At 36.8% G+C, this 12523-nt stretch carries 9 protein-coding genes and 1 pseudogene; 7 read left to right on the top strand and 3 right to left on the bottom strand.

Features of this window, described 5'->3' with window-relative positions; translation table 11 throughout:
- The 6 genes and pseudogenes from ASU31_RS27770 to ASU31_RS22560 form a co-directional block, all read left to right on the top strand.
- Positions 1–312: pseudogene (locus ASU31_RS27770) on the top strand (hypothetical protein); the annotation flags it as partial.
- 18 nt (positions 313–330) lie between these two features.
- Complete coding sequence (locus tag ASU31_RS22585; protein ID WP_057934524.1) at positions 331–1980, top strand: arylsulfatase; 1650 nt, start codon at positions 331–333, stop codon at positions 1978–1980.
- Between the two features lie 1343 nt (positions 1981–3323).
- Complete coding sequence (locus ASU31_RS22575; RefSeq protein ID WP_057934522.1) at positions 3324–3662, top strand: hypothetical protein; 339 nt, start codon at positions 3324–3326, stop codon at positions 3660–3662.
- 104 nt (positions 3663–3766) lie between these two features.
- Positions 3767–4513: a hypothetical protein gene (locus ASU31_RS22570; protein ID WP_057934521.1), complete on the top strand. Its 747-nt coding sequence runs from the start codon at positions 3767–3769 to the stop codon at positions 4511–4513.
- A 9-nt stretch (positions 4514–4522) separates the two neighbouring features.
- Entirely contained in the window at positions 4523–5374 is an 852-nt protein-coding gene (locus tag ASU31_RS22565; RefSeq protein ID WP_057934520.1) for a hypothetical protein, read from the top strand.
- Between the two features lie 292 nt (positions 5375–5666).
- Positions 5667–6116, top strand: coding sequence for a JAB domain-containing protein (locus ASU31_RS22560; RefSeq protein ID WP_057934519.1), 450 nt, complete (start codon positions 5667–5669; stop codon positions 6114–6116).
- A 71-nt stretch (positions 6117–6187) separates the two neighbouring features.
- Here the strand turns inward: ASU31_RS22560 and ASU31_RS22555 are convergent, their stop codons facing one another.
- From ASU31_RS22555 to ASU31_RS22545, 3 genes are all read right to left on the bottom strand, one after another.
- Complete coding sequence (locus ASU31_RS22555; protein ID WP_057934518.1) at positions 6188–6640, bottom strand: hypothetical protein; 453 nt, start codon at positions 6638–6640, stop codon at positions 6188–6190.
- 2 nt (positions 6641–6642) lie between these two features.
- Positions 6643–8580 carry a hypothetical protein gene (locus ASU31_RS22550; protein WP_057934517.1) on the bottom strand — a complete coding sequence of 646 codons (1938 nt, stop codon included), beginning with the start codon at positions 8578–8580 and terminating at the stop codon, positions 6643–6645.
- Between the two features lie 291 nt (positions 8581–8871).
- Positions 8872–9582, bottom strand: coding sequence for a hypothetical protein (locus ASU31_RS22545; RefSeq protein ID WP_057934516.1), 711 nt, complete (start codon positions 9580–9582; stop codon positions 8872–8874).
- A 607-nt stretch (positions 9583–10189) separates the two neighbouring features.
- Here ASU31_RS22545 and ASU31_RS22540 point away from each other — a divergent pair.
- A complete protein-coding gene (locus ASU31_RS22540) occupies positions 10190–12517 on the top strand; it encodes a beta-galactosidase (RefSeq protein ID WP_157258225.1) in 2328 nt (775 codons plus the stop codon).
- The last annotated feature ends 6 nt before the right edge of the window (positions 12518–12523 follow it).

The following is a 12523-nucleotide window of genomic DNA, read 5'->3' as shown; positions in this document are numbered from 1 at the left end:
AGCGGATCAACTGATACCGTTCAGCGTGCTGCACCCTTGTTTTGGGAACGTGGTGGCAACAAAGCCGTACGATGGGGCAAATGGAAACTCGTTTCTCCGGCAGGTTTAACCGAAAAATATGAGCTTTTCGATATCGAAAAAGATAGGGCAGAAAACGCCGATGTGGCTGCTCAGCATCCCGAAATAGTGGCGCAGTTAAAAGCCGCTTATGTAAAGTGGGCTGCAGAAAATGGGGTAGTAGATTACGAATTGCTTAAAACCGCACCCGCCCGGCCTGCACAGGGAAATAATAGGGGCAATCAGAATTTTTAGCATTAAATAAAGAAAAAGATGAACAAAGTAATATTAACATGCGTAGGTGCATTAATGGCCATCCAGGGTTTTGCGCAAAATGCCAGGCCGGCAAAGCCTAATATTATCCTGATCCTGGCCGACGATCTGGGTTATTCAGATCTTGGTGCTTATGGCTCAGAAATTAAAACGCCCAATTTAGATCGCCTCGCCAACGAGGGGCTTCGGCTAAAAGAATTTTACAACAATTCCATTTGTGCACCAACACGTGCTTCCTTATTAACAGGGCAGTACCAGCATAAAGCAGGGGTGGGGTATTTCGCCAACGATTTGGGGCTTCCGGCCTATCAGGGTTATCTCAATAAAGAATCGCTTACCCTGGCCGAGGTGTTAAAAACCCAGGGTTACAATACTTTAATGTCGGGCAAATGGCACGTGGCCGGTAAAGATGTAAGCTTTCCCTGGCAACGCGGTTTCGATCATGTAATGATGTCCGAAAATGGAAGTTATTTCGATCAGGGCGATTATGAAGGGGGTAAAAAACGCGCATATACCATTGATGGGAAACCTTATCCATTAGAAGCGGGTAAATTTTACCAAACCGATGTAATTACCGAGAATGCCGTAAACTTTTTAGATCAAAGCGCTAAAGACAAACCCTTCTTCCTGTATTTAGCCTATACCGCGCCACACTGGCCCCTACATGCCCTGCCAGAAGATATTGCCAAATACAAAGGCCGCTATGATAAAGGTTGGGATGTACTCCGTGCCGAAAGAATTAAAAAACAAAAAGAACTGGGTATTATTGATGGTAATTCTACCACCTCCGAGAAAGATGCCGATATCTATAACTGGAACAAACTATCGTTCGATCAGCGCAGCCAGTGGGCCAAAAAGATGGAGATTTTTGCCGCCATGGTAGATCGTTTAGATCAGGGCATTGGCCAGGTTTTAAATAAATTAAAAGCAACCGGAGCCGATAAAAATACCATCATCCTATTTATTTCTGATAACGGTGCCCCTGCAGAAGATCTGGTAAAATGGTATAAAGGTGCAGTGCGCAATTCGGGCCCAGTGGGTACCATTGGTTCTTACGAGTCGCAAAGCAAAAACTGGTCTTATGCTTCAAATTCGCCATTAAAAGCCTTTAAAGATTATATGTACGAAGGTGGCATCAGCTCGCCGTTTATTGCCTGGTATCCGGCTAAAATTAAACCGGGTACCCTAAAAAAAGGTACAGGCCATATTATCGATATTGCCCCAACTTTTTACGATCTGGCCGGGGCTACTTACCCTAAAAGTTATCAGGGTGTTACACCCAATGCACTGGCGGGTAAAAGTTTGTTGCCGGTGTTGTTTGGTAACGATAATGAACTGAAGCGCGATGAACCGCTATTTTGGGAACGTGCAGGCAATCGCGCAGTACGCGCTGGTAAATGGAAACTGGTATCTACCTGGCCAGGCTACAACTGGGAACTGTACAATTTAGAAACCGACCGCGGCGAAACCACCAACGTAGCCAGGCAAAACCACGATGTGGTAAGCAGGTTATCTGTAGCCTATTTCGACTGGGCAAAAAGAACAGGTGTGGTAGATTTTGCCACGCTTGAGGCCAAAGAACCACAATCAATGAAAGAGTTCCGTAAAAGTAAAGTACAGGAAGTTGTATCAGAAGGTTTTGGTTTTTAGTTGATTTTTTTAAAAATATCAGTCTAAGGGATAAAATATTAATGACAGGAGGTTTTTAAGGAGATAAATGATCTGGAAGTATCGTCATTTCGGCCGTAGTGTTCCGAAGGAACTCCTTTGGAGGAGAAATCTTTTAATTTCATTTCAATAATTTGATTCAAAGATCTCTGCATTCCGTTGCATTCCATCCGATAGCTATCGGATCGAGATGACAACCTTTCTTTTGAATCTCTCAATGGTAGTCTGTCGAAGCCCCTATTTGTAGCCTCCAATTCCGCTCCTAATTTTGGAGGGGTTGGGGGCTGCAATTAGAAGAAACAAAAAACATTGTCATCCTGAGCTTGTCGAAGGACAAATGTCTTTTGTTTCGACTATTAAAAAATACCTTCTATTACATGTTGCCATTTTCATCGGTTGGGCCGTAAGAACCAATTCTTCTCCTTTATGTATAGTTTATACCAATTTCATCGGCAGGTTTGGGTAGTCTGCAATTAGTTTGCGCATTTTCATTTGAAAACGAACATTCTACCTCCGTGGGTGCTGCAGCCCCGTTATTCACTCCAATCTTTTTATTGCAAATTTTGTGCTACCAGCAGCAATAATAGGAGAGATGGGTCTTAAGCAATAAAAAGGATTTCCGTTGCTACTGGGTTTATTGGTGAGGGGGGGTGGTTCTTGGTCATATAACCCGCCTTGTTAATAAATTATCTGTAGCCAGAATACACTTATAATATACAATTTTGGCTGTGAATAAATAAAATATTGGCAGCCAAAATAATGTATTTAATATGTGTTTTGGCTGAGGATAAATGTGGTTTTTGTCCCAATAAATTTCCTCGATCCAATGTACGGTAATATAAAACGCGGGTGCAATAATATAAAACGCGGGTGCAATAATATAAAACGCGGGTGCAATAATATAAAACGCGGGTGCAATAATATAAAACGCGGGTACGATAATATAAAACGCGGGTACGATAATGTAAATCGCGGGTGCGGTAATATAAATCACGGGTGCAGTAATATAAATCGCGGGTAGGATAATATAATAATTGGGTCGATTTAATAAACTAAGGCATTGATCTAGTGTTTTCTTGGTCATTACACTTAATAGGAGTGTTGAAAACAGGTATTTTAATTACTAATATTTTTAGTATTTTTGTTGTGGCCAGATGTTGTGAAATTAGAAACACGTGGTTGTATTACATAAACTAAAATTGTATGAAAGAGTTATTCGAACTTATAAAACGCTATTTATTGAAAGAGGCTGCAACTTTAAATCAAATTACTGACAAACCTAAGGAACGTAAGAAGAAGTAAGAAGCTATATTTAAACTAGCAAAATGAAGCCTAAAGAACTTATACGTAAAAGCGAGTTAGAACAGAAACGGGAGAACTATAAATATGAAGAACCAGCGAAGCCATCGGTAACTTGCTATGCTATCTATCAGCAAGCAAAAGCTGCTAAGCATTGGATATACGATCCTGAAATTAAACGTTGGCAAACACCTGAAGAGTTTTTAGAACTTGAAAAGAGAATTAGTGGCGGCGAATCTAAGCGGTTAGAGCGTTTACAGATTAAAGATCCAATGATGGGGATAGATGCTGCTTATGAACAATTGCAGTCGTTAAAAGATAGGATGGAAGTGTTTGTTAAGAAAGTCATTATTTATTATAAATAGAAAAGAATATTAGTCTTTCCAATGTTTATAAAATCAAATTGTCGATAAATAGCTGAAAATATGCATAGTTGACTTATTATATTTGTTTCATTAACATTTAAATTATGCCTTATAAAAATTTAGCACTTAATTATATCCGAATCCTACAAAAATATTTTCCTAAATTTAGAATGCTGGCCGAGGAAAACTGTGAAATTATAACATTCGTCGAACACCAAGAAACTGAGGCATGGATTTTTGAATATTTCGATAAAGAAAGAGATCATGATTTCAGCTTTAAGGTATTTGATTTTAATTATACAATAAACGTAGGCGTTAAATGCTCAATTGAAATGTTACCTTATGATCCGAATAAAGTAACGAAAACAACTTTTGGTGTTTATATAAAAGATGTAGAAGCTCATTTTATCAACTGGATTTCATTCGTTAATGCATACAATGATTTAGTGTTGAATTCAAAAGATAAAATAAGGAATTATTATGAAGATCTTTATTCTGCTGATTTTGAAATACTAGATGAAGATGCTGATTCTGTCCCTTTTGAATTAGAAAGACAACTACTTATTGAGCAATTTGCTATTCTATGCATCGATGTTTTGAATAGAGATCCTGAATCAAACAGAGAATTAATACAGGATGCAATTGAGATAAGAGATACAGTCCAAAACAGTACTAAAAAAGAGATAATAAGAAAGATATCAAAGTTTTTTGCAAAAATTGCTAGGAAAAGCTTGCCATTACTAAAAGAACTTGCTTCTGAGGCGAAGAAAACCATTTTTAAAAAGGCAATAGAATTTGGATTAAAAGAAATTCAAGAAATTTTAATAAAAGGATATCATTTACTAGATTAACTTTATATAATGCTCTCCCTACAACAACTTAAAAACTTAAAGAATAGCCAAGAACCAAAGGAGACAAAAGGGCTATTAGAATCTTTGCCGTCTATAGTGGGGTATATTTTAATTCTTTCTTCTGTTTATGGAATTTTAAAGCTTCACTTTTTTTATAAAACATGTTTAAAGATCCCAATTTTTCAATATTTAGAAATTTCAGAAATAGTATTGTTCGCGCCATCGGTTGTTGCATTTATTTGCTTTTACGTAACAGTCATGTTTTTATTTACGGCAGTAAGCAATGGACTTATTAAAAGTAGATTTAAATGGATATACTTATGCCTCATTGTTTTTGCTGCAACATCCTTCCTTTTCGGAAGTGTCTTAACTGATCCTAATGTGTCTTCATCTTCTCAATTTTATCTACAGATTTTATTGGCTTATATTCCTTTCATAATTTATATGATATATGTTTTTATAAAACTTTGGGAAGGTAAAGTCAGGTTATTCAGAATTAACAAAAACATATTTATTTATTTGCCCGCTGTTTTAATTCTTTGGAAAGCGACCTATGACTCTTTCTATGAAAATTATGTACTAAAAAGTACACCCCATTATCAGGAACTTAGGCTAAAGCTAGTTGATGGGAGCAATGTTATTTCAACTTCAAAATTTAAATTTATTTCTAGGACAAAAAATAATTGGTTCTTTTACGATCTTAATCGTACAGTGACTAGAATTATAGATAATTCTGATGTTAAAGTCGCGGAATTTCAAAGTACAGCAACTCAGCTTAAAAGCCATGTTACAATTTATATAGAAGTAGATACCATTAATGGTACAAAAAAAATCATTAAAAAAGATTCTATTTCCTATTAGCCTCTTTCTTGGGTATTATAAGATTAGTCATTTTCAGTTTGCCAATAAGTTTTGAGAGTGCATAAAAAGCATAGAGTATAAGTAGAAATAGATTGTGTTTTTATAAAATGTTTTTAATTTTTCTATAATATGGGTAATTATTTTCTTACTTTTATAATGCGAACACAGTTGGAGAAATCCAATTAATAATTTTCTTAAACAATATACCTAGGCATACCGGTGAAAGTCCGGCAACTCATCGGTTTTCCGACTGTGTTCGCGGTGACCTGGGCTTTTATTTAAATTTTTCAAAATGCGAACACAGAAAAATCAAATTGCTTTAACTGAGCTTAAGTTCAGTTATCAAGCGTTCAAGCGGCCTTTAGATGTAAGTAAGGCTAAGTTTTCTTTTAAATTTTTAAAACGTATCAGTGGTAAACCACTACCCAATCATGAAAATGAACGATATGTGTTATTTGTAAACGAAAAACAGCATGTTTTTTCTTGGTACAAATTTCAAGATTTTGAGAAAGGCGGTAACTATGTGCAACAAATAATAGGTTTAGCACTAGCGTGTAATGCTTATGGTATAATCATTTTGAATTACAGTGACGAGAGGCCACTTTTTATAGATTCTGTTGATGAACTCTTTGTAAGCATTTGTTTTGATACCTGCGAAAAAGTAAAAATTGATATTATAGATTATATAATTTGTAACCCGAAAACATATTTGAGTTATAGAAAACAATGTCTTAAAGATTAAAATATAAAGGCTGTTTCGATTAATCGAAACAGCCTTTATATAAAATTATATGTCAAATAAATATTATAAACCTAATGTGTTCTTTTCGTTTTACTATAAATTGACCAATGACTCAGTTTATAAGCTAATTTATAATCATAAATCATAAATTTTTGGAATTCATAGAGCCCAAAAGAAACTTTTGCAGTGTCGTTTTGAATAATAATTTTCCCAAAATCAACTCTTATTCTATTATCATTAAAGGAAGTTGGACTAAGATTGATCATATCTTCATTCTTTTTATCAGAATTAATATAGCTAAGATTAAATTTATCAGTTTTGACTGGCCAACTCTCGTTAACCAGCTTTGTCTTAATGATGAATATAGTATCTGGTTTCGGTACTAAATCCTTAAATAGTTGTTTGTCATCTAATATTTTGGTTATAATTTTGTTTGTATCACTTGCTAGAGTAGGTGATTTAATACTACTTTTACATGCTATTAAGCAAAAAAATATCAGGAAAAGGTATGTTTTGTTTATCATTTTTATTGTCTGGACTTTACTCTATAATATCTTAACCATTCTTGTGCATTTGCAGGCTCTAATCTATTAGAACCAGGGGCTGTAATAATATCTTCGAAGTACCAGCCTGCTTCATAAGAACCTTTACCTGTAACCACGCCCGCCATTCGTTTAGGTAAATTATTAGCATCTCTGCCAAAATGGACAAATTCATGTAATGTCGTTATTGTCAAAATTAAACCAATTGCCTGATATTTGGTAGGGGTATTAGCTATATCTAAATCGTTAACGTATCCGTTATCAATCTTCAAAATTTTATTTTTATTATCAAATTGTCCTACAACATCGTTACCATCAGCATCTTTTAGGTTATTGATAACTATTACTTTAGGGCCTTTTCCTGGTTGCATTAGTTCCTTAATTCTTTTTTCTGTAAGCCCTGTTGTTAAACTTAAAGCTTTAAGAATATTAGGGTAATGAGTAAGAAAATTTGGTAAATCATTAACTAACGCTTTAAATTTTGGATAGCTGTTTAATTCTGAAGCATCTAAGTTTGGCAAAGTAATATTTAGCGCATTACTGTCACTCAGCTCTTTAAAAAGGACTTCAGGATTTTCAATTATATAAATAACTGCCCATCCAGCAAATTCCTTACTTTCTATTGAATATGCATTGGTGGCCAAATAGGCTTTTATTTCATTAGCTATTTCCTGATGACTACTTAGGAATATGCTTTCTCTTGTGTTTAAGCCTAATAAATTAGTTAATAACTGGGCGCTTGATTCTGTATACGTCCAACCACCTCCTGAGTCTGGAAACTGTGATTCAAAACTTACTATTTGTCCACCTGTTCCGATGTAAAGAGTACTAGGTGTACCTGAGGAATTGTTGCCAGAACTAGGGACAGTGCCATTGATCTTATAAATGTACCCTACCTCAAACAGGCTGGAGCTTTCGTCCGGCTCAAAATAAACTGCGCCTAGTTCTCCATTTGACTCTCTTATTTCGGTTATCGTACCTTCATAGGTCTCTCCATTTTGAAGCGTTACCGTTGTATGGAAAGGAGCTTTAACAGTCAAGCCCGCGCCTCTACAATACGCTAAAAACTCCTCCTTATCGCTTATAGGTACTTTACAATTCAGACAATTAGGATCTGTCCCAAAGTTTTTTCCCCTGCTAGTATCAGTTGGTTCTTCCGGACCTCCGGGTACGAATCCACCCTCTTCACCCTCACCATCATAGGGATTATCGCTCATAACCTGACATAGTTTTTGGTCATACCCAATGATCTTAGTTTCACATGATTGCCCTCCACCCTCCAATTCAAAGCAAAAATTCCCGTAGCGCGGAGTGCTTCCACATGGGATTGTAGTCTCGGTATGTACACCTTTACCAAATGGATTGAAGGTAGTGTACTTCATATCAATCTTTCCATTTGTATAACGCCAACCAGTATTAAAAGCTCCGGTTATATAGTAATATTGGATGTTACCATTAAACCCAGGCGCTTTTTTATAATGTATAACTTGAAGATTTTGTTTATTGTCTGCGGCAATAATGTTCATGTACGCTCCACTGGTTGCGCCAGAACTTTTATCTTTAATCAAGACTAATTTGAATAAACTTCTTTTCTCATATTCTTGAGATTTTGATTTGTCTATTTCCGTTAGTGCTGAAAAAATGTGATTGGGATTGCTTAATGAGACTTCGTAAACTAGGTTGCCTCTATTGTCCTCGAAAGAAATCACTGTATTCCAAAGAGGTGTTAATCCTGGTAAACTTCCTGTTTTAGCTGTAGATTTAGCCTTTTCAATATCGTACCAGTTTTTTAATTCTGAAAGTTGATTGTCTGGTAAGTCATTTGTTAAGTCTTTTTTGCACCCCGCAATAATTAGCATTATCATTAGGTAGCAGAATCCAAATGCCTTTAGGGGCATAAAAAGGGCATTGTTTTTTTTCATCGTTAATTTAAATTTTTAGAAATGAGAGGGATGAAGCGGCAAACATACAGCAACAGAACTGTTACTTAAAGTTAAATTGTTAAATTTTACGCGAAACTATGTCGGTCATATGTATATAGCGCGATAATCACCTGTAATTTTAGTTTTTTTTACATATAATGTGTTTTAGTATAAGATATTAATAGACTTAATCTAGCTCTGACAATTCACAATTTAATTTGGCAACAAAAAAGCTACCTTTAAAAAAAGGTAGCCTGAATCAAACTATTATAGAGATATATTAAAAAATATTTACAAGTTCATTCTTGTAAAAGTTAGGGCTAAAATGTGTTTACGTTGGGGGTGATCAATATTTAAAGATGCTTTAATATAACTTTTAACACCTAATACAGTATCGACCAAGCCGATTTGTTCTGTATGAAAGATATTAAATCGGTTCCTCCGTGCATCATCAACAGGTGTCTTAGCAATCGCAACAGCTGTTATATTGTTCTCCATACTCGTTAGTAGGGTTTGGAAAGAGGCAATACTGATATCTTCTTGAGTAGGTTCGTAAACTTTACTCGTGGTTAGCACATCAATGTATTGTTTAAGATTCTCCACTCTATTGTCGTATGATACCCGCGACTTAGACGGACCAGTTGCACCATCAGCGGATATGCTATTTTTCCCAATTCCTCTTAAACGATCAGCAAGTGTTTTAGCAGTTTGTAGCTCGGCAGGATTATCAATAGCTGCCTTTAAATAATTATAACTTCTGGTAATTAATGCATTTAAAGATTTGAAAATGAGCTCTTGCTCATCAACAGCTTTACTATAAACTGGCAAAACCAAACTTAGGGCACGAGTGGCATCGTCGGCATTTTTAGATAAGATTTCTAAGGCTTCTACTGAGAGTTTGGGTTTGGGAGGATTGTAATCATCCCCAAGGGTTTTTAAACGGATAATTAAATCTTTTAAATTGGCGGCTTTTTTTGCGTAGCCGCTTTCTGAATTCGCCATAAGCTTTTCTAATTTAGGTAGGTTTTCAGTTAATTGTAAGAGAATATTAAAATTTAAAATTACCCTCTAAAAATGTAGTAGACAAAACCTTGCCCTAATTTTCTCATTTGGTAATCTTAAATAGGATAGCAAGTAAGCCTGCCATCAAATTTTCAATTGAACCCCTTTTAAATGGTTCGAAAACCCTGATTTAAGCTCTAATGCTTAGGTGAAAAAATAACTTCTGCGCCATTATATGTGTGCAAATAAAACTGTAGAGGTTTTTGCCTCATTTCCCCATTTTGCGCTGCCTTTGTGGAAATACTTCCTCATATTTTTTATTATTTCTACAGTATGGCCTTGGTAAAGTGTAAAGCCTTTTAAATAGTGGTAAAAGGGCTAAGGCGAAAAGCTTTAATTACCATTTGCCAGGCAATGTGCAATTGTGGCAAAGGCATTGCAGCACAGCTTAAATACGCCAAGTAAATAGATGATTTGCTTTGGGCTTAGATAATTGGTAACGTAAAAATTAGTCAATCGTTTGCGCTGATATTTATGTTGTAATGCTCATTTGCTTGTTCTACTTTTAAACAATACAAATCAACAAAACCGAAAAGAACCAGCACAAATGCGTATCCATTTGCTTACAAAAACACTTGTTTTAGGGCTATTAATAAGCTTATCTATTAATAGCTGGGCCCAAAAAGAAAACACCTTTGCAATAGGTGCCGAATCTTTTGAGCTTAATGGCAAGCAGTATGTAATACGCTGTGGCGAAATGCATTTTGCCCGTATACCAAAAGCCGAGTGGAAACAACGTTTGCAAATGGCGAAAGCCATGGGCTTAAATACAGTATGTGCCTATTTATTTTGGAATATACACGAAAAACAACCCGATCAGTTTACCTGGACAGGGCAGAGCGATGCTGCCGAATTTTGTAAACTGGCAAAAGAGGTAGGTTTGTATGTAATATTAAGGCCAGGACCATATTCTTGTGCCGAATGGGAGTTTGGCGGTTTCCCCTGGTGGCTGCTAAAAGATAAGAGCATCCGTTTGCGCACACAACATCCATATTTTTTAGAAAGAGCCAAAAAGTACCTTTTAGCCGTAGGCAAGCAGCTTGCCCCATTGCAGATTAGCAACGGTGGCAATATTATTATGGTGCAGGTAGAAAACGAGTATGGCAGCTATGGCAATGATAAAGATTATATGAACATCATTAAAGCCAATTTACACGAAGCTGGCTTTACTGTTCCTTTATTTCATTGCGATGGGCCTTCGCAGTTAAAAAACGATCATCCCGAAGGTTTGTTCGCAGTGGTAAATTTTGGAAGCGGACCAGAAGCTAATTTTAAAGCCTTAAGGGCCATACAGCCTACAGGGCCGTTAATGTGTGGCGAATATTACCCGGGCTGGTTCGATAGCTGGGGCAGGCCGCACCACAAAGGCGATACCCAGCGTATTGTAGCCGAGTTAAAATACATGCTCGATAATAAAGCATCATTTAGTATTTACATGGCACATGGCGGAACAAGTTTTGGTACTTACAGTGGTGCCAATGCACCGCCTTACCTGCCACAAACCAGCAGTTACGATTACGATGCCCCTATTGATGAAGCCGGAAATACAACCGAAAAGTTTTATGCCATCCGTAAGTTATTTGCCAATTACCTGCAAGAAGGGGAGGTTTTGCCAGATGTACCTGCAGCAAACAAGATCCAGAAACTACAAGCTGTTACGTTCTCTTCAATAGCTGTACTATCCAAAAACTTGCCTAAACCAGTATTGGCCGATACCGCAATGCTGATGGAAGATTTAGACCAGGATTTTGGTTGTATAGTGTACGAAACCAATTTAGCCGCAGGCCAAAAATCGAGCCTGGTGTTTAAAGACATTCACGATTATGCATTGGTATATATCGATGGTAAAAAGATTGGCGAACTGGATAGGAGAAAAAATAAATTCAGTATCGAAATTCCCGCTCGCCCGCGCAAAAGTGTATTGCGGGTTTTGGTAGAAGCCACGGGCAGGGTAAACTACGGTTACCAGATGCACGATCGGAAAGGGATCCATGGCGAGGTATACTTAACTGAAAATGGAAAACAGACCGCTTTAAAAGGCTGGAAAAATTATCCCATCAGGCTTGGTGAGGTAAATATTCCGCTCCGTTACGAAAAACTTGGCAGTCAACCTGCTGCAGCTGCTTTTTATAAGGGAAGTTTTAATGCCGATAAATTAGAAGATACTTACCTCGATATGGGTAAATGGAATAAAGGCTTAGTTTGGTTAAATGGAATGTGTTTGGGTAGGTACTGGAATATCGGCCCAACGCAAACCATGCTAATACCAGGCAGCTGGCTTAAAAAAGGAAAAAATGAAGTGGTGGTGTTCGACCTCTTCGGAACAGAAAAACCAGCATTGAGCTTTTTAGATAAACCGATTTTGGATGTGGTGAACGAAAAACAGCCTGAGCTGCACAAAAAAGATAACCAAAAATGGGTTTCGGGTGCACAGCAAGCTTATGCTGAAGGCAGCTTTGTGAACAATAATAAATGGCAGCAGGTTAGTTTTAAACCTGTAACCGCCCGTTATTTTTGTTTGGAAGCACTATCTGAACAAAAAGGACAGCCTTATACCTCGGTTGCAGAAATTGTACTGCTTGATGATAAGGGGAACGAAATTCCGCGCAGCGACTGGAAAATAGTATATGCCGATAGTGAAGAACTGGGTGGCGATGATGGAAATGCCGCTAATGTTTTCGATTTGCAGTTTACCAGTATCTGGCACACACAGTGGGAATCTAAATCGCCAAAACCACCACACCAGATTGTAATAGACCTGGGTAAAAACTACACCATAAAAGGATTAAAGCTATTACCCAGACAAGATAATGCCAATGGAAGAATTAAAGATTACAGATTATATTTTAACCAAAAACTTTTTAAAAACCTTTAGCTCATT

The organism is Pedobacter ginsenosidimutans (assembly GCF_001442625.1).
In the GTDB taxonomy this organism is placed as follows: Bacteria; Bacteroidota; Bacteroidia; order Sphingobacteriales; family Sphingobacteriaceae; genus Pedobacter; species Pedobacter ginsenosidimutans.
This window is presented reverse-complemented; position numbering and strand designations above follow the sequence as displayed.

Bases quoted from the DNA above. Each gene is read 5' to 3' on its own strand.
- ASU31_RS22585 (WP_057934524.1), top strand. From the start codon at position 331: ATGAACAAAGTAATATTAACATGCGTAGGTGCATTAATGGCCATCCAG.
- ASU31_RS22575 (WP_057934522.1), top strand. From the start codon at position 3,324: ATGAAGCCTAAAGAACTTATACGTAAAAGCGAGTTAGAACAGAAACGG.
- ASU31_RS22570 (WP_057934521.1), top strand. From the start codon at position 3,767: ATGCCTTATAAAAATTTAGCACTTAATTATATCCGAATCCTACAAAAA.
- ASU31_RS22565 (WP_057934520.1), top strand. From the start codon at position 4,523: ATGCTCTCCCTACAACAACTTAAAAACTTAAAGAATAGCCAAGAACCA.
- ASU31_RS22560 (WP_057934519.1), top strand. From the start codon at position 5,667: ATGCGAACACAGAAAAATCAAATTGCTTTAACTGAGCTTAAGTTCAGT.
- ASU31_RS22555 (WP_057934518.1), bottom strand. From the start codon at position 6,640: ATGATAAACAAAACATACCTTTTCCTGATATTTTTTTGCTTAATAGCA.
- ASU31_RS22550 (WP_057934517.1), bottom strand. From the start codon at position 8,580: ATGAAAAAAAACAATGCCCTTTTTATGCCCCTAAAGGCATTTGGATTC.
- ASU31_RS22545 (WP_057934516.1), bottom strand. From the start codon at position 9,582: ATGGCGAATTCAGAAAGCGGCTACGCAAAAAAAGCCGCCAATTTAAAA.
- ASU31_RS22540 (WP_157258225.1), top strand. From the start codon at position 10,190: ATGCGTATCCATTTGCTTACAAAAACACTTGTTTTAGGGCTATTAATA.